General features: G+C 64.6%; 19 protein-coding genes. 8 read left to right on the forward strand and 11 right to left on the reverse strand.

The genetic code is table 11. The annotated features are described in order from the left end of the window. Window positions 1-237 precede the first annotated feature (237 nt). The 5 genes from Q2M23_RS22865 to Q2M23_RS22885 form a co-directional block, all read right to left on the reverse strand. Window positions 238-1,455: an alpha-hydroxy acid oxidase gene (locus Q2M23_RS22865; protein ID WP_316397121.1), complete on the reverse strand. Its 1,218-nt coding sequence runs from the start codon at window positions 1,453-1,455 to the stop codon at window positions 238-240. Window positions 1,456-1,601: 146 nt separating this feature from the next. Next, window positions 1,602-2,411, reverse strand: a complete 810-nt coding sequence (locus Q2M23_RS22870) for an MlaD family protein (protein ID WP_316397122.1) — start codon at window positions 2,409-2,411, stop codon at window positions 1,602-1,604. A 257-nt stretch (window positions 2,412-2,668) separates the two neighbouring features. Further along, the gene (locus tag Q2M23_RS22875; RefSeq protein WP_057015611.1) at window positions 2,669-3,598 is read right to left on the reverse strand and encodes a DMT family transporter; all 930 of its coding nucleotides are present in this window, start codon (window positions 3,596-3,598) and stop codon (window positions 2,669-2,671) included. Between the two features lie 218 nt (window positions 3,599-3,816). Further along, on the reverse strand, window positions 3,817-4,203 hold the full coding sequence (locus Q2M23_RS22880; protein WP_229192868.1) for a hypothetical protein: 387 nt from the start codon (window positions 4,201-4,203) through the stop codon (window positions 3,817-3,819). A 402-nt stretch (window positions 4,204-4,605) separates the two neighbouring features. Further along, window positions 4,606-5,379 (reverse strand): helix-turn-helix transcriptional regulator, encoded by a 774-nt coding sequence (locus tag Q2M23_RS22885; RefSeq protein WP_016842683.1) that lies wholly within the window; start codon window positions 5,377-5,379, stop codon window positions 4,606-4,608. A gap of 81 nt (window positions 5,380-5,460) precedes the next feature. On the opposite strand from Q2M23_RS22885, the gene Q2M23_RS22890 reads away from it, so the two are divergent. Genes Q2M23_RS22890 through Q2M23_RS22900 form a run of 3 tightly spaced genes read left to right on the forward strand, consistent with a single transcriptional unit; the run spans window position 5,461 to window position 7,698 of the window. Continuing rightward, entirely contained in the window at window positions 5,461-6,117 is a 657-nt protein-coding gene (locus Q2M23_RS22890; RefSeq protein ID WP_316397123.1) for an acyl-homoserine-lactone synthase, read from the forward strand. Further along, window positions 6,077-7,441: a cytochrome P450 gene (locus tag Q2M23_RS22895; RefSeq protein ID WP_253589087.1), complete on the forward strand. Its 1,365-nt coding sequence runs from the start codon at window positions 6,077-6,079 to the stop codon at window positions 7,439-7,441. Before Q2M23_RS22890 ends, Q2M23_RS22895 begins: the two co-directional genes overlap by 41 nt. Before the next feature lie 38 nt (window positions 7,442-7,479). After that, entirely contained in the window at window positions 7,480-7,698 is a 219-nt protein-coding gene (locus Q2M23_RS22900) for a hypothetical protein (protein ID WP_016842680.1), read from the forward strand. Window positions 7,699-7,767: 69 nt separating this feature from the next. Here Q2M23_RS22900 and ybaK read toward each other — a convergent pair whose 3' ends face one another. Further along, a complete protein-coding gene (gene ybaK / locus Q2M23_RS22905; protein ID WP_028333475.1) occupies window positions 7,768-8,250 on the reverse strand; it encodes a Cys-tRNA(Pro) deacylase in 483 nt (160 codons plus the stop codon). A gap of 347 nt (window positions 8,251-8,597) precedes the next feature. On the opposite strand from ybaK, the gene Q2M23_RS22910 reads away from it, so the two are divergent. The 5 genes from Q2M23_RS22910 (at window position 8,598) to Q2M23_RS22930 (ending at window position 13,495) form a co-directional block, all read left to right on the forward strand. Further along, window positions 8,598-9,890 (forward strand): adenylosuccinate synthase, encoded by a 1,293-nt coding sequence (locus Q2M23_RS22910; protein WP_076829982.1) that lies wholly within the window; start codon window positions 8,598-8,600, stop codon window positions 9,888-9,890. Between the two features lie 35 nt (window positions 9,891-9,925). After that, a complete protein-coding gene (locus Q2M23_RS22915; RefSeq protein ID WP_316397124.1) occupies window positions 9,926-11,476 on the forward strand; it encodes a hypothetical protein in 1,551 nt (516 codons plus the stop codon). A gap of 197 nt (window positions 11,477-11,673) precedes the next feature. Then, window positions 11,674-12,108 carry a DUF5413 family protein gene (locus Q2M23_RS22920; RefSeq protein WP_028343492.1) on the forward strand — a complete coding sequence of 145 codons (435 nt, stop codon included), beginning with the start codon at window positions 11,674-11,676 and terminating at the stop codon, window positions 12,106-12,108. A gap of 202 nt (window positions 12,109-12,310) precedes the next feature. After that, on the forward strand, window positions 12,311-12,841 hold the full coding sequence (locus Q2M23_RS22925; RefSeq protein ID WP_316397125.1) for a cyclic nucleotide-binding domain-containing protein: 531 nt from the start codon (window positions 12,311-12,313) through the stop codon (window positions 12,839-12,841). 93 nt (window positions 12,842-12,934) lie between these two features. Next, window positions 12,935-13,495, forward strand: coding sequence for a DUF4112 domain-containing protein (locus Q2M23_RS22930; protein WP_316397126.1), 561 nt, complete (start codon window positions 12,935-12,937; stop codon window positions 13,493-13,495). A gap of 63 nt (window positions 13,496-13,558) precedes the next feature. Here the strand turns inward: Q2M23_RS22930 and Q2M23_RS22935 are convergent, their stop codons facing one another. From Q2M23_RS22935 to Q2M23_RS22955, 5 genes are all read right to left on the reverse strand, one after another. After that, complete coding sequence (locus tag Q2M23_RS22935) at window positions 13,559-13,849, reverse strand: hypothetical protein (RefSeq protein WP_016844322.1); 291 nt, start codon at window positions 13,847-13,849, stop codon at window positions 13,559-13,561. Window positions 13,850-14,073: 224 nt separating this feature from the next. Further along, window positions 14,074-14,238 carry a DUF3309 family protein gene (locus Q2M23_RS22940; protein ID WP_016844323.1) on the reverse strand — a complete coding sequence of 55 codons (165 nt, stop codon included), beginning with the start codon at window positions 14,236-14,238 and terminating at the stop codon, window positions 14,074-14,076. A 196-nt stretch (window positions 14,239-14,434) separates the two neighbouring features. Next, on the reverse strand, window positions 14,435-14,848 hold the full coding sequence (msrB, locus tag Q2M23_RS22945; protein ID WP_057017314.1) for a peptide-methionine (R)-S-oxide reductase MsrB: 414 nt from the start codon (window positions 14,846-14,848) through the stop codon (window positions 14,435-14,437). Between the two features lie 114 nt (window positions 14,849-14,962). Continuing rightward, window positions 14,963-15,679, reverse strand: a complete 717-nt coding sequence (msrA, locus tag Q2M23_RS22950) for a peptide-methionine (S)-S-oxide reductase MsrA (RefSeq protein WP_316397127.1) — start codon at window positions 15,677-15,679, stop codon at window positions 14,963-14,965. 366 nt (window positions 15,680-16,045) lie between these two features. Beyond that, window positions 16,046-17,155, reverse strand: coding sequence for an ATP-dependent RecD-like DNA helicase (locus Q2M23_RS22955; protein WP_316397128.1), 1,110 nt, complete (start codon window positions 17,153-17,155; stop codon window positions 16,046-16,048). Between the last annotated feature and the right edge of the window lie 171 nt (window positions 17,156-17,326).

Consider the following 17,326-nt stretch of genomic DNA (forward strand, 5'->3'; position numbering starts at 1 on the left):
CCTCGACCACGTTGAATCTCCCTTAATATGCGATTCTCAACCCTCCAGATCGCGGCTTTCTGACTCAGTAAGACTAAAGCGCGATGGGATTGGGTTGAATCATCATCGCGCTTTAGCTCCTTGTTTGAGCATGATCTTTTCGGAAAACCGCTTCGCACTTTTCCGGATCATGCTTTGGACTCTTGTTGTGACGCGTTTTCTTCACACGAACCGGTATCCACTTCGCTCGAAAACGCTCTAGAACTTCCGCACCAGGTCCGGAGTGATCTCCTTCAGGCTGCGGATGCCGAGCAGCGCGAGGTCGCGGTCGATCTCGGCATGCAGCAGCGAGATCGCGCGCGCCACGCCGGCCTCGCCGGCGACCACGGCGGCATAGAGGAACGGCCGGCCGATCCAGACGAAGTCCGCACCGAGCGCCAGCGCCTTGATCACGTCGGTGCCGCGGCGGATGCCGCCATCGACCATCACGGTCATGTTGCCCTTCTGCGCCGCGATCTCCGGCAGCGTGCGCAAGCCGGAGACGGTGTAGTCGAGCTGGCGGCCGCCATGGTTGGAGACCATCACGCCGTCGCAGCCATGCTCGCGCGCCAGCCGGGCGTCTTCCGGCGCGATCAGTCCCTTCACCACGAGCTTGCCGCGCCAGCGCTTGCGGATCAGCTCGACATGCTTCCAGGCCAGCTGGTCGCGGCTGCCGATGTTGCGCATCAAATTCTTGGACAGCACCGGCGGGCCCTGCTTGGCGTCCATGTTCTCGAAATGCGGCATGCCGTGGTTGAACACGGTGCGCGCCCAGGTGTTGAGCAGCCAGTCGGGATGGGTGATGGTGTCCCAGAACACCCGCGGCGTGATCTCGAGCGGCACCTGGAAGCCGTTGCGGATATTGTTCTCGCGGTTGGGCGGCACCGGCACGTCGGCGGTGACGACGAAGGTGTCGTAGCCGGCCGCTGCGACACGGTCGACCAGCGGCTCGATCCGCTCGGGAAGGCCGGCGAGATAGGCCTGGTACCAGGCCGAAGGATTGGCGGCGCGAACGTCCTCCAGCGTGATCAGCGAGGAGGCCGACAGGATCATCGGAACGTTGGCGGCGGCCGCGGCGCGCGACAGCACGATGTCGCCGCGATAGGCGCACAGCGCGGACGAGCCCATCGGCGGAATGCCGAACGGCGAGGCGTAGGTCTTGCCGAACAGCGTCGCGGTCTGGTCGCGGCCGGAGACGTCCTGCAGCACCCGCGGCACGAAGCCGTATTCCTCGAACGCCCGGCGATTGTCGGTGCGGGCCATATCGGTCTCGGCGCCGCCGGAGATGTAGCCGTAGAGGAATTTCGGCAGCAGCCGGCGCGCCTGCGGCTCGAAATCGTCGAGCGTGAGATAGCGCCGCAGATGCCGCGGTACGGCGGGTGCAGCGCGGTTGACGGTTACGGGAGGCGGAGAGGGGGCTGCGGTCCGGTCGTGCACGTTGAGCGTTTCCGTTGTTCTTGGTTCTTGGTCGGAAGGCCAGACTAGAGCATGATCCGGAAAAGTGGATACCGGTTTTCCGAAAAGATCATGCTCAAACAAAGAGATGAGATCATGATGCGATTCCATTGGAAACGCATCATGATCTAGCGCCTGCCGGCGGGCCCGACAAATTTCTCGTTGAACTTGTTGACGGACTGGCTGACGTCGCTGAGCGTCTTGCGGGTCTCGGCGATCATGGCGGTGGATTTCTTGTCGAAGCTCTGGATCAGCTCGCGCAGCGAGATCACGGTCGGCAGCAATTCGCCGCCATATTTGTCGCTGCCGAAGCTTTTCAGGAACTTGTCGGCCGAGTTCATCTTGGCGTCGACCGCGCTGATGCCATCGTCGGCGGCGTCGATGAAGCCGGCGATCAGCTCACCATTGCCGGACAGCGAATTGGTGAAGTTCTCGAGCCCGAGCAGCGAGTCCTTGATGTCGGCCTCGTTCTCGCTGATGACGCGGTCGACATTGCGCAGCGCGACCCGCAGCTTCTCCTGAATCCCCATCGTGCCTTCGGCGTCGGCCGTCAGCTCGGGAATGCCGTCGGCGCCGAGCGTCGGCGGCGGCGCATCGTCGGTGCCGCCGGTGAAGGAGATCGAGGCGATCCCGGTCAGGCCCTGGAATTCGAGGCCGGCCTGGGTGTCCTTCTTGATCGGGGCGTTGCCTTCGATCCGCGTCATCGCCACCACGCGGTGCCGGTCGAGCCTGATCGAGACCACCTCGCCGATCCGCACGCCGGCGAAGTTGACGCTGGCGCCACGGCGCAGGCCGGAGGCCGAGCCCTCGAAGATGACGCGGAACGGCACCATCCGCTTGATGCCGGCATAGCGCTGATAGCCCAGCCAGCCGCCGAGCGAGCCGGCGATCAGGGCCAGCGTTAGGGTGCCGATCAAGAGATTGCTGGCGCGCGCCATGCGTAAAACCCGTCTGCGAAGCAGACCCTAGGAGATAGCGGATTTGCCGCCGATAGTCACCGCGGGCTTTCCTTACCTCGCCCCGCTTGCGGGGTCGAGACGAGCGAAGCTCGCTCTTAGAGGTCGGATCGCATGCAGCGCAGCGGAATGCGGTCCGGGTGAGGGGAGTCTCCGCGCATTCGTCTCTCGCCGTCTTCGCGGAGCGAGCCCCTCACCCCAACCCTCTCCCCGTAAGAACGGGGAGAGGGAGAGGAGAATTACGCGCTCTGCTTCCGCGATGCCGCGAAGACGCCGGCCAGCACCAGCGCGAAGCCGATGAAGTGGAAGGCCTGCGGATGCTCGCCGATGAACACGATCGACATGATGGTGCCGAACACCGGAACCATGTGGAAGAACGGTGCGGCCCGGTTGGCGCCGATCAGCTGCACACCGCGGTTGAAGCACAGATAGGCCAGTGTCGAGGGGAACACCGCGACATAGAACAGCGACAGCAGGTTGTTGATCGTAAGCTGCATCACCGGACGCGTGCCGAGTTCCCAGATGTAGAGCGGGATCAGGACCAGCGCGCCGCAGCCGAAGGTGAAGGCGGCGACCGACAGGCCGTGGATCTTGGGCCGCTTCAGGGTCAGCACCGAATACAGCGCGAAGATCACCAATGCGACGATGAAGATCAGATCGCCCTTGTTGAACTCGATCTTCGACAGCGTCGTGAGATCACCGTGCAGCAGGATCACCAGCACGCCGGCGAGCGACAGCAGCACGCCGAACAATTGCGCCAGCGTCAGCCGCGCGCCGAGCAGGATCAGCGACCACAGCGCGACCACCAGCGGTGCCGCGGATTGCAGCAGCAGCGTGTTGAGCGCCTGGGTGTGCTCGAGCGCCCAGTATTGCAGCGTGTTGAAGGCGCTGATGCCGGTGATCGACATCAGCACCATGATGCCGAGATTGTTGCGGATCACCGGCCAGTCGCGGACGAGGTGCTTCCAGGCAAACGGCAGGATGATCAGGAATGCCGCCGACCAGCGCAGGAACGACAGCGTCACCGGCGGAATGTGGCCGGCGGCGAGGCGGCCGACGATCGCATTGCCGGCCCAGCATGTCGCGGTGATGCAGAGCAGCAGATAGGGCTGGTTGGCGATCCAGGAGCCGGCCGCAGGCGTTGATGTGGTGGAATCGGAGGCAGACATGAAGAGGGCCCGGGTTCACGACGCCGCGGCCTGCCCGGCTGGCACCGCCGGGCCGGTATGGATCTCCCCGGCTCGGATCACAGACACGGATTTCGTCATTCCATCAATGGGGATAGACGCATCGCGACCATGCGCGAAGACCCCTTCACCAAGGCAGCATGGCGGCGCCTGGCCGGGCCAGCCCCGCGCCGGTCGCGCAGGGGATCGAACATTTGGTCCTAGCCGGTCTCCGGCGGCCTGGTTTGGCGCTTGACGATCTGCTCGGCGAGCTCGATCAGGATCCGCTTGGTGTCGGGGTCCTGCACGTCGCGAAACACCCGCAGCATGCGCAGTTCGAGCAGGGACTGCAGCGATTCCGCTGTCTGGCCGGCCTGCGCCGGCGCTGCCGTGACCGGCCGGCGATTGAGGATGTCGGCGGCGATTCCGAGCATCTCGGCGACCGTCGCCAGGCGACCGGTATCGATCTTCACCGTGCCGTCGACGCCGTTCTTTTGCAGGGAGGCCCCTGCGCACAGGATCTCGGCGAGATCCGCCTGTGACAGCCCGATTGCGCGCCAGCGCGCCTGCACCAATTGGTCGATTTGGTCGTCCTGTGATGTGCTCATGATGCGTTCAGACCATCTCCAGCTAGGTCCGTGGACAGCATTTCCGCTACAAAAGTTGGTAGCAAATGAACCGGCGGTTCGTCGCGATGGGACTTCTACGGATCATCGGCTGGACAACGGGTCCTGCCGTACCGGGCAACGTGCAGGATGATCGGCGCCTCGACGCCGGCCGGGCAGTCGCGCCGGACGGGCACCCGAGTGCGCACCCTGGTCTGGGATGCTCGCATCAGCGTCATCCGGCCACGGCCCTTATTATCAAGACCGTGCGCGAATGCAATCAGGGGGCGATCGGGAAGATGAACCCAACCGGATGTGTGACCGCGCCACATATCGCGGTGTCTGGTCCTGGCAGGGCGATGCGGTCGGCATGGCGGCAGCCCCGCCATGGCTGCGCGGCGCCGCTCACAAATCGATGATTCCGAGCGCGATGCTCTTGGCCACCCCATGGGTCTTGTTGGATGCCTCGAGCTTGCGCAGCGCCTGCTTGATGAAGCCTTCCACCGTCTCCGGCGAAATGCCGAGGATCTGCGCGGTGTCGGCCACGGTCTTGCCGCGCGCCGCCCAGGCGATCACTTCCTTCTCCCGCCCGGTGAGCTTGATGGTTTCGGCGGCGTCCGCGGGCTTGAGGATGGTCGGCGCGTTGCGCTGGTCGCGGTTGACGATGTCCATCGCCCGCTGCACCCAGTAGATCATCAACAGATGCAGTTCGTGGCGATGGCAGACGAACAGCTTGTCGAAGTCGCGCGGCTCGTCCTCCCAGAAGAACACCGTCGAGCTCGAATGCACCGCGCCGAGCCGGTCGCGATAGTGGAAGGGAACGACGAAGCCGTCCTTGAATCCGAACTCCCGGGCGGCATCCATCGTCTTGACCTCGGGCGGTCGCTTGCGTCCGCTTCGCTCCGGCAGCTTCAGGCTGCTCCAGCTGAACGGCGTGTTGGTACGTCGTGACCGCGCCAGCGCCGGATCGGCATGAACGAACTCGTTCTGCACATACGCCCGCTTCCAGGCATCGGGAAATGTGCCGATATGATAGGGCAGATCAAGGTCGGGCCGGCCGGCATCGACAAAGGCAAAGCCCGAGAAGCCGTAATTCTGGACAACGCGATGCAATGACGAGCTGAGCTCGTCGATGGTATCCGACGCCTCGATGGTCGAAATCGCGTCTACCAGGCCCATTGACGAAAACCCCCGGTTTTAGGGGGTACCACAGTTAACCCCTTTCGTTCCAGATGTTCCCGCATTTGGAGGAAGGGACAAATGCTTCATTCATTGGACGGCTACCACGCCCTCATTACCAGGGAAGAGCTTGATCCGGCGCATGTCGGGGCGATGTTGCGGCTGCGCAAGCGCCTGTTCGTCGACCATTGCGGCTGGCTTCTGACCACGGTCGGGGATATCGAACGCGATCAGTTCGACTGCTGGTATACCGAGCACTGCCTGTTGTTCTCCGGCGTCGAGCTCGTCGGCGGCTTCCGGGCTATCCGCACCGATTATCCCTATCTCACCAAGTCGGTCTTCCCGCAGCTTGCGCTGCGTCGCTTTCCGACCAGCCGCGACGCCTGGGAGATCAGCCGTTTCGGCGTGCTGCCGAACGTTGCGAGGTCGCAGGCCGCACGCGTGAACTACGCGCTGATGTTCCGCTTCGCCGAGCTGCGCGGAGCGAAGGCGCTCGTCGCGTTGGCCGACCTCTCCTATGAGCGTTTTCTCACCCGCATGGACATCCGCACCCGCCGCTACGGCCCGCCGCAGGTGATCGGCAATGATCGCATGGGGCGCCCGCTGACGGCGCTCGCCGGAGAAATCCCGCTCGGTCTCGCCGCCAATCCCGGCCTGACCAAATTCCTCGACCTTGGACGGCAATTGGAGATCCACGATGCTTCACATGTTCTCGGACGTTCGAGCATTCCAGCGTGATCCGCTGCGTCTGCTGCTGACGCGCGGCAACGAGTCCGCGCTGGGGCTGGTGCCGTTGCAGCTCGGTCCTGCGCCGGTGTTCCTGGTGAACGATCCCGATCTGCTGCGCCCGATCCTCAAGGCGCCGGAGACCGACATCGGAAAGGGCAAGCTGATCAAGAAGCTGACGCCGGTGCTCGGCCGCAGCTCGCTGATGCTGAGCGGCGAGGAGCACAAGCGGCGCCGAGCGGTGCTGCAGAAGCACATGGCCAAGGGCAGCGTCGAGAAATTCCTGCCGCATATGTGCGCCGAGATCCGCGCGGTCGGCGCCAGCCTGGCGCGGCTCGGATCGTTCGATCCGCACCATGTCACCGCGATGCTGGCGCTGCGGACGATCTGCGTCGCGATCTTCGGCTCCCAGGTGATGTCGTCCGGCGACGAGGAAGCCCTGGTTCAGGCGGTGGGCGCGATCGAGGACGATCTTGCGGAAGAGATGTTCCGCGCGTTGCCGTTCGGTCCGGTGGCCTGGTATCGGCGGCGCAAGAACCGGATCTGCGCCAAGCTTGCGATGTCGACGGTGGTGCAGCGCCTGCGCCGCAAGGCCGGCTCGAGCAGCGCGCTGCGCGATCTCGAGGCGCTCGGCCTGACCGATCGCGATCTCGAGGACGAGATCCTGACATTGCTGCTGGCCGGCCATCACACCACGGGTTCGACCGCGGCGTGGATGTTCTACCAGATGGCCGCCGATCCCGCCCTGATGGACGAGATTGCCGACGAGGCGGCGGAGTGCCTCGGCGACGACGGCGAACTGCGGCTCGACGCGGTGAAGCGCGCCAATCTGAGCGCGACGCTGGTCAAGGAGGTCTGCCGGCTCTACCCCAGCGCCTGGTGGTTCTCGCGCGAGGTGATGCAGCCGGTGACGATCGGCGGGCGCGACCTCAAGGTCGGCACCTCGCTGTTGATCTGCCCCTGGCAGCTGCAGCGCGATGGCAGGCATTTCGAGGATCCGGACCGCTTCCTGCTGACGCGGCGCTACAACACCGACGCCTACATCCCGTTCGGCGCCGGTCCGCGCGCCTGCGCCGGGATGGGGGTTGCGATGCTCGAGCTGCAACTGCTCGCGCTCGAGATCGCCGCGGCCTATCGCTTCACCGGCGTCAGCCCGAATCCGGCGCCGTGGCCGAAAGCCTCGGTGACGCTGATTCCCCCGCCGATGACCATCGACATCGAAATCCGCGAGATGCGCCCGCGCATCCCGCATCTCGGCGACGAAGCCGAGCATCTGCCGTACATCCCAACCGTGGGTGCGGCGTCCATCAGCACACTACAATCGGTATCCCAATGACGACTCAGCTAACAACGGCCAGCGCCGGGCAAAGGGCCATGGATCAAGTGCAAGTGCGCAGTTTGCGCGACGTCATCGCTGTCTTGATCGAGCAGCGCAGCATCGTGAGGGCGGCCGGCGCAAGCTTCGCCGCGCATCTGCTCGACCTCGCGATCATGCAGCTGAGGCTCAACGTCAACGATATTACGGCGGAGGAATTATCCGGCCTGTCCGACTTCGTCGGCGCGGAGTTCATGAGGGACAAATCCTCGCATTGATCGCGGCGACCGGTCTTCGGATCAGTCTCGCGCAGGATTCGTCTTGCGCAGGATCAGTCTTGCGCAGGATCAGTCTTGCGTCGCCACCAGCGCCTTCATCGTGGCGCCGGCGGCAAGCGCGGCATCGTTCGGATCGATCTCGATCTGCAGGCCGCGCTGGCCGCCATTGACGAAGACCGTGACGTGGGTGAGGGCGGTCTCGTCGATCGCGGTCGGCACCTTCTTCTTCTGGCCGAACGGGCTGATGCCGCCGACATGATAGCCGGTCAGCCGCTCGGCATCGGCCGGGCGCATCATCCTGGCCGACTTGCCGCCGAGGGCGGCGGCAAGTTTCTTCATGCTGACCTCGCAGTCGGACGGCACCACGGCGCAGACCGGTTTGCCGTCGACCTCCGCCATCAGCGTCTTGAGCATGCGATTCGGGTCGACGCCGAGCGCCTCGGCCGCCTGCAGCCCGATGCTCTCGGCGCTGGAATCGTAGACATAGGTGTGAAGCTTGAAGGCAATGCCGAGCTTGCGCAGCGCCATCGTCGCTTGGGTGGAATTGGGCATGGACCCTGCCGGTTAATCTAGGTGAATGATCGCCGTAATAGGAGCTGCGATCAATCCACAGCAGGTCCGGCGTCACGTTGCCGTAACATTAAATTCCCGCCAGCCCGGCGCGGCCGGGCGCAGCATGGAATTTAATGGGGATATCAAAGGGTTGTAGGTCGTCTAAAAGGCGTAAACGAGCCCCTTCTTGCTTGCGCAGCCGAGCCGCTTCCTTTATCCGGTAGGCGCCTTGCGTGCGCGCGGCCGGGCGCCGCGATTTAGGCTGGGCATATCAATGCAGGTCGCTGTGGGCGGACGCGTTTTCGCCGCGATCATGGTCTGAAACACCTGAAGGGAACATCTTCGCAATGGCCAATGTTGTCGTCGTCGGCGCCCAATGGGGTGACGAAGGGAAGGGCAAGATCGTCGACTGGCTGTCGGAACAGGCCGACATCGTCGTGCGCTTCCAGGGCGGCCACAATGCCGGCCATACGCTCGTGATCAATGGCGAGACCTACAAGCTGGCGCTGCTGCCCTCCGGCGTGCTGCGGGCGAACAAGCTCGCGGTGATCGGCAATGGCGTGGTGTTCGATCCGCAGGCCTTCCTCGACGAGGTCGCCAAGCTGAAGGGGCAGGGCGTGGCGGTCGGACCGGACAATCTGCGGATCGCCGAGAACGTCACGCTGATCCTGCCGCTGCATCGCGAGCTCGACGCCTTGCGCGAATCGTCCAACGCCATCACCTCGATCGGCACGACCCGCCGCGGCATCGGCCCGGCCTATGAGGACAAGGTCGGCCGCCGCGCCATCCGCCTGATGGACCTCGCCGACCTCGACACCCTGCCGCACAAGATCGAACGCCTGCTGGCGCATCATAATGCGCTGCGCCGCGGCCTCAACCTCGCGGAGATCGACGGCAAGAGCATCCTGAGCGAGCTGTCAGCGATGGCGCCGAAGCTATTGCCCTATGCCGAGACGGTGTGGCGGCTGCTGGACCTCAAGCGCCGCGAGGGCAAGCGCATCCTGTTCGAGGGCGCGCAGGGCGCGCTGCTCGACGTCGACCACGGCACCTATCCCTATGTGACGTCGTCCAACACGGTGGCGGCGCAGGCCGCGACCGGCACCGGCCTCGGCCCGGGCGCGGTCGGCTATGTGCTGGGCATCTGCAAGGCCTACACCACCCGGGTCGGCCAGGGTCCGTTCCCGACCGAGCTGAACGACGAGATCGGCGAGGAAATCGGCCGTCGCGGCAAGGAATTCGGCGTCAATACCGGGCGCAAGCGCCGGGTCGGCTGGTTCGATGCCATGCTGGTGCGACAGACTGTCCGCACCTGCGGAATTGCCGGGCTGGCGCTGACCAAGCTCGATATTCTCGACGGGTTCGACAGCATCAAGGTCTGCATCGGCTACAAGCTCGACGGCAAGGAAATCGACCATCTGCCGGCGGGTGAGGGCGCGCAGGCCCGGGTCGAGCCGATCTATGAGATCATCGAGGGCTGGAAGCAGCCGACGGCCAATGCGCGGTCCTGGGCGGATCTGCCGGCCCAGGCCATCAAGTACGTTCGCCGGGTCGAGGAATTGGTGGGGTGTCCGATCGCCCTGCTGTCCACTAGCCCGGAACGTGAAGATACTATTCTGGTACAGAATCCGTTCGAGGCTTAACGGGATATTACCTATATCCCTCCAATTGTGTGGAAATGGCTGACTACTACCCGCTGATCGCCCGTGCCATCGCCGGATTGGACCCCAACGCCCCCGGCGAAGCCCGCCGTGCGCTGTATGCGCGGGCGCGAACGGCGTTGATCCAGCAGCTCCGCGGCGTGCAGCCGCCGCTCTCCGAGTCCGAGATCACCCGCGAACGGCTGTCGCTGGAAGAGGCGGTTCGCAAGGTCGAGTCCGAGGCCGCGCAGCGCGCCCGCGAGGCCTCCCGCCCCGGCGGCGCTGCCGCTGTCCGCGGCAGCCGCGCCAATGCCCGGCCGCCCGAGCCCGGTCCCGCCGACACTGCCGCGCGCCCGCGGCCCCCGGCCGAACCCCGTCCGCCGCGCAATCTGCGCCCCGACGCGCCGCCGCCGGCCCCGCCGCGGCCGCAAAACCCGCCGGTCCCGCCCGAGACCCAGGCGCCGCCGGTCCGGCCGGGCCCGCCCCGCCGCGGTCCGGAAGGCGCGCCGCCGCCGGTGCCGCCGGCCGCGCCGGGCGTGCGCGGCTTCCGCGACATCACCGCCGATGCTGACGATCTCGGCCGTGCCGCGGCGCAAGCCAGCCGCAACGCGCGCAAGACCTACGCCAACGTGCCGTCGCCCTCGCCGGAATTCGATCGGCTCGAGCCGAGCCTTGAGAATCGCGGCGGCGATCCCGAGGCGCCGTATTCCTACGACGAGTCGATCGAGGAGGCCGAGCGCTACACCCCGCAGCCGCCGCAAGGTCCGCCGCCGCAGCGGTCGCGGGCCGGCAACGGCGAGCGCGAGCCGAAGAAGCCGCCGCGCGTCGGCTCGATGTTCCCGTTCAAGACCGCGATCGTGATCGGCATCCTGCTGATCCTGGTCGGCACCGGCATCCTGTTCCGGCAGCAGGCCATGACCCTCGTCAGCAGCCTGTTCAAATCCTCGGCCCCGGTCGAGGCGCCGAAGGATGCCGCGTCGACGCCTGCGAGCAAGAAGATCACCGACCGCGTCGGCCAGCCCTCGTCGTCGGGCGAGACGGTCGCCCCGGTGGCGCAGCGCGTGGTGCTGTATGACGAGGATCCGTCGGATCCGAAGGGCAAGCAGTATGTCGGTTCGGTGGTCTGGCGCACCGAGCAGGTCAAGGGATCGGGCAACCAGAAGCCCGACATCGCCGTGCGGGCCGACATCGACATCCCCGATCGCAAGTTCAAGATGACGATGTCGTTCCGCCGCAACACCGATTCATCGCTGCCGGCGAGCCATACCGCGGAATTGACCTTCATCCTGCCGCAGGACTTCGCCAATGGCGGCGTCGGCAACGTGCCGGGCATCCTGATGAAGTCGAACGAGCAGGCGCGCGGCACGCCGCTGGCAGGGCTCGCCGTCAAGGTCACCGACGGCTTCTTCCTGGTCGGCCTCTCCAATGTCGACGCCGACCGCTCGCGCAATCTGCAGCTCCTGAAGGAGCGCTCGTGGTTCGACGTGCCGCTGGTCTACACCAACCAGCGCCGCGCCATCATCGCGATCGAGAAGGGCGCCCCCGGCGAGCGAGCCTTCAACGAGGCGTTCGCGGCGTGGGGTGAGTAGCGGCCTTAGCTCTCGCCCCGGTCGCCAGCAATGTCGTCGCCCGGCTTCGTCCGGGCGATTCCGTATCGCAGCAAGATCAGCGGCTGTTGCAGCGCATCGACGTGCAGAGCTCCGGAACATCGCCGCGACTTTCGATTTTTCCCTAGAACCGTCGCGCGACCGCGTTACACTTGGTTGACGTCGGGCAAGGGCACGCCATGAAACGCTATCTGATCTTCGCAGCCATCGGGCCGTTCATCGGCGGCTTCCTGCTGCTGCTCATGACCACCTATCAGTCCGGCTACTGGACCGAGACCAGTGGCGGCGAGGTGACCAAGCTGCTCGTCGTGTTCGTGAAGTCGCTGCAATACAATTATCTGTTCGGCATCGTGCCGTCGCTGATGTTCGGTGCGATCGACGACATCCTGATGCATGTGAGGCGGATCGCGCCGGTGGTGCGGATGCTGCTCGTTGGTGCGGTGGCGTTCGTCGGCGCGGCGTTGACCTACGCCTCGCACGGCTCCGAAAGCGGCGCGGTGCAGTTCATCCTGTACGGAATGGTCGGCTTCATCCCGGGCGTGATCACGTCCTGGCTGGCGCACAAATATGCCGAAGAGCTGCACGCGCCGGCGCAGCCGGCTTCCCAGCATTAGGGCAGGTGCTCAGTACCAAGGGAAAAGCAGAAGTCGCGTTCGGCGACTTCTGACCCAACCGCGAAATGAGCACGTCGCGATCGGACAAGGGCCGCGCTCAACGCCCGGCGCGGAATAGATCGCCCCTTGCAGTAATCGTATCAGCGCGCGTCCGGCTACCTTCACACAACTGTCACATCATCGTCATGCAAACGTAGTCCCAATGTCATGTCCGCGTTCGTCCTCGCGACCCGCGGCCGTCCGGGGCAGCGGCGATGCCGATCCCGGGCGTGCTCTATTCTGTGTTCGCGCATTTATTTCAGCCGTCGCTGCAGACGACCGGGACGTACCGATCTGCGTCCGGATTCGGGGAAAGGAATTTCGAGTGGCAGATGCAAGCTTCAGCCTTCTGACGGGCAACAGTATCGAAACGCGCCTGGTCCGAGCCGGCGGCATTATTTTTCGCGAGGGCGAGCAGGCCAACGAGCTCTTCGTGATCAAGAGCGGCTATGTGCGCATTCAGGTCGGCAACAAGACGATGGCGGATCTGGCGCCCGACACGATCTTTGGCGAGATGGCGTTGATCGACAATGAGCCAAGGAGCGCGACCGCCACGGCGCTCACGGATGTCGAGCTCGTCCCGGTCTCGGAAAAGCAGTTTCTCTTCCTCGTGAGCCAGACGCCGCATTTTGCCCTGAAGGTCATGCGGACGCTGGCGCAGCGGCTCAGAACCATGAACAAGGGCGTCTACTGAAGCGAGCATGGCGGAGCCTCGAAGTAACAGGCCTTGAAGGTGACACAGTGGTAATGTGACGCAACTTGAACCGCCTGCCTGCGTTACCATGTGATGGCCATGACCGAGGACGACATCTTCACGCCCCACGCCGCGCGATCGCGGCCACCCTTTGGCGGCGCGCAGGCGCGCGGTAAGGTCATCGACCAGGACGGGCGCGAACTCGCCGATGGCCCGCTGCATCCGCAGTTCCAAGGTTTTCAGGGAGCCTTTCAGGAAGGCTTCCAGTTCGACTTCCGCAACTCCACCGCCAATCCGTTCGGCAATCTGACGCGCGAGGAGCGGCTCGCGCGGCTGGAGATGATCGCAAGGCTGCTCGACGTCGCGTTCATCGTGCCGGGCACCAAAGTGCGCTACGGCATCGACGGGCTGATCGGCCTGATCCCGGTGGTCGGCGATATCATCACCACCGCGATCTCGCTATGGCTGGTGCGCGAGGCCCGGTTGCTGGGCGCGCCCTGGCACATCACCGCGCGGATGCTCGCCAACGTCGCCGTCGACGGCGTGATCGGCATGGTGCCGGTGGCGGGCGATGCCTTCGACGTCATGTTCCGCGCCAATATCCGCAATGTGCGGATGCTGCGGCGCTGGCTCGACAAGCAGCCGAGATTGTGACCCTCAAAAACAAAAGCCCCCGGAACGATCCGAGGGCTTTTCGTTGAGCGAAGAGCAGAAAGCTTATGCGGCGTCAGCGTCGGTCTGGCTGGCGGCCGGGCGCGGACGACGCGGCAGCGGAAAAGCCTCGCTCTCATAGAGCGAGCGGATGCCGTTCTGGTCGAAACGGGCTTCCTCGACCTGGAGATAGGCGCCGTTCAGCGAGTCCGCCGGCAGCTGCTCCATCGCGAACTGCACGGCCTCGGCAGCGGTGCCGAAACGGCGGTAGGCGAAACCCGCCCGCTTCTTCTTGCGGATCGCGGCGGGGAACAGTTCGGCGGATGTGTTATAGTTGAACGGACGCAGGGGACGCATGGTCGACGACCTCTTGTGTTCTTTTCAGTTGGCGTTGCGAAAGGGATTTTGGGGGACGGCGGCCTATTATCGGCGGCGCGCCGTACATGTCATTTCGACCCCTAATATAGGCCTCTTTGACAAAAATGCGACCCCAGAAGAGCCCCTGACAGGGCACATGCTGAATCCGCGCATAGCACCGGCACCAGCCAGATAAGTCATTTTGTTTCAATAACTTATGGCTCTCAAATCTTGTCGAGCCAGGCTAGGATCGCGACCACGATCAAAATCACCCCGAAAAGGCCCATTCCGGAGTGGCCGAGGCCATAGCCATAGCCGCGAATTCGGCCGCTATAGCCGCCCAGCAGGATAATCAGCAAAAGGATGATGAGGATCAGTCCAAGCGACATGGCGCCCTCCTCAGAACAGGCGGCAGCCGCACGGCGAGACGCCTACGGCCCCGCGAACACCGAGCAAAGCACATTCCGGCCTGCGAGTCGTTAAGGCCGTCAGCCGATCACGAGGATGTTGCCGGGCGCCGGAGCCAAAACAAAGCCCCACGCGACTGGCCTGCTGGTCGCGTGGGGCGCGGCGTGGTGGGCGCCGTTACTTCTTCTCGTCGAGCTTCAGCGCCGCCGAGTTGATGCAGTAGCGCAGGCCGGTCGGGCCGGGGCCGTCGTTGAAGACGTGGCCGAGATGGCCGTCGCATTTCGAGCACAGCACCTCGGTGCGGATCATGCCGTGGCTCATGTCGCGCTCCTCGTCGACATGGCTCTCGACCGCGGGCTTGGAGAAGCTCGGCCAGCCGCAGCCGGAATCGAACTTCTGGTCGGATTCGAACAGCGTCTGCCCGCAGCCGGCGCAGACATAGGTGCCCTTGCGGGGATCATGCTCGTATTCGCCGGTGAAGGGCCGCTCGGTCGCTTTCTCGCGCAGCACGGCGTACTGCATCGGCGTCAATTCCTTGCGCCACTCGGCCTCACTCTTGCGGACCTTGCCGTCGGTCTTGGTATCGGACATGGAAACTCCCTTGTTGGTTGTCATTGCGAGGAGGGAAGCGACGAAGCAATCCATCTTTCCGCTTGCCGCGGCATGGATTGCTTCGCTTCGCTCGCAATGACGGGAAGCGTCGCCTCAGTTGGTGACCTTGGTGCTGCCCACCAGCGTCGGCTTCTCGATGTAGTTCTCCGCGAAGATCTTCTTCAGGTTCTCGACCTTCGGGATGTCGTTATAGGCAATATAGGGTTGGTTCGGGTGCAGCGTCAGATAGTCCTGGTGGTAGCCCTCCGCCGGATAGAAAGCCTCGAGCGCGCCGACCTTCGTGACGATCGGCTTCTTGTAGACCTTGGCGGCGTTGAGCTGGGCGATATAGGCGTCCGCCACCTTCTTCTGCTCGTCGCTGGTGGTGAAGATCGCCGAGCGATATTGCGTGCCGGAATCGGGGCCCTGCCGGTTCAGCTGGGTCGGGTCGTGCACGACGGAAAAGAAGATCTGCAGGATCTTGCCGTAGGAGATCTTCTGCGGGTCGTACTTGATCTCGACCGATTCCGCATGGCCGGTGGTGCCGGTCGAGACCTTCTCGTAATCGGCGCTTGCCTTGCTGCCGCCGGAGTAGCCGGACACCGCGCTGACGATGCCGGCGGTGTGCTGGAATACGCCCTGCACACCCCAGAAGCAGCCGCCGGCCAGCACTGCGGTCTTGATGCCGGATTCCGGCGCGCTCGCGGCCGGCGCCGGGATGATCACGGCGTCCTCAGCGGCAAGCGAGGGCGCAACGGCAAAAGCTGTGACGGCCAGCGCGCCGATCGCGGCGGCGCACAGCGAGAGGCGGCTGAGGGAGCTTTTGGGCATGGGTTCCTCGTGGGGTCGCAAGTGGGGCCAGTCTAGAGCGGGAGCCGGCATTGGCCAATCAGGCCGGGTGGCTCCGACGCTTCAAAATACGGGCGAGGAGGCGTTTTGTTACGGCGCCGGCCACACGGTTTCGTGAGGGAAATGCTGGGGATATAGCGCAATCTCTCCTCCCGTCGTCCCGGCGAAAGCCGGGACCATAACCACAGGATTGAATTGTTAGAAGGCTGTGGCCCCAGCGTCGTGCAACAATGACCTTCGGTGGTTATGGGTCCCGGCTTTCGCCGGGACGACATCGGGTATGTTGCGTCATCGAGAGTCATACATTCACGGTCTCTCAGGATGACGGGTCTACAAGTGCGCGGCACGTCACACCACCACGCTCAGCCGCTTCGCCGCCCGCGTGATCCCCGTGTAGAGCCACCGCGCGCGCGAGTCCTGGAAGGCAAAGCTCTCGTCGAACAGCACGACGTCGTCCCATTGCGAGCCCTGCGACTTGTGCACGGTCAGCACGTAGCCGTAGTCGAACTCGTCATAGGGCTTGCGCTGCTCCCACGGCACGCCTTCGACGCCGCCGTCGAAGCACTCGCCGCGCACCGAGACCTTGGTGACCTTGTAGCCGAAATCCTCGTCCGGCATCACGCGCATGGTGATGATCCTGGATTTGGACTGCGCGCGCGCCTTGACCCGCCACAGGCCGCCGTTGAACAGGCCCTTCTTGCGGTTGTTGCGCAGGCAGACCAGCTTGTCGCCGGCGACCGGCAGCGGATCCTCGATGTTCTGCCGCTGCCGCACCCGCATGTTGTAGGCGCGGCGGGTGTTGTTGCGGCCGACCAGCACCTGGTCGGCGCTCATCACGCGGTCCGGATCGAGCTCCTTGCGTGACACCACCTCGCTCTCGCCATGGCGGCCGATCTCGAGCTCGCGACCCTCGCGGATATCCATCGACATCCGCACGATCGGATCGTCCTGCGCCTGGCGGTGCACCTCGGTCAGCATCGCGTCGGGCTCGGCATCGGTGAAGAAGCCGCCGCCCTGGATCGGCGGCAATTGCGCGGGATCGCCGAGCACCAGCAGCGGGCAGTCGAACGACATCAGATCGCGGCCGAGCTCGGCATCGACCATCGAGCACTCGTCGATCACGATCAACTTGGCCTTTGATGCCGGCGCGTCGTCCCAGAGCTCGAAGCTCGGCTGCTCGACGCCGGACTCGCGGGCGCGGTAGATCAGGGAATGGATCGTCGAGGCGCTGTCGCAGCCCTTGTTGCGCATGACGAGCGCCGCCTTGCCGGTGAAGGCCGCGAACTTCACCTCGCCGTCGACGCCTTCGGCGATGTGGCGGGCGAGCGTGGTCTTGCCGGTTCCGGCATAGCCGAACAGGCGGAACACCGGCGGCGTGCCGTTCTGGCCGGGCTTGGCCTTCAGCCAGTCGGCGACGGCTTTCAGCGCAGTGTCCTGATGCGGCGTGAAGATGGTCATGGGCTTTCGGAAGAGTGAGCGCGCGACCGATAGCGCCGCGACTCAGGCCAGCACAAGCTAAACATTCATGCGTTCCGATCAAGCCGTCTCCCGCTGCGCGGAATTGGGGTTTCGCCCCCGAGGCTAGACTTGATCCGGAGCGCCACTAGACTGCCCCAAAACAACAAGCGG

The sequence above is a fragment of the Bradyrhizobium sp. 33ap4 genome, assembly GCF_032654765.1.
Taxonomy (GTDB): Bacteria; Pseudomonadota; Alphaproteobacteria; order Rhizobiales; family Xanthobacteraceae; genus Bradyrhizobium; species Bradyrhizobium australafricanum.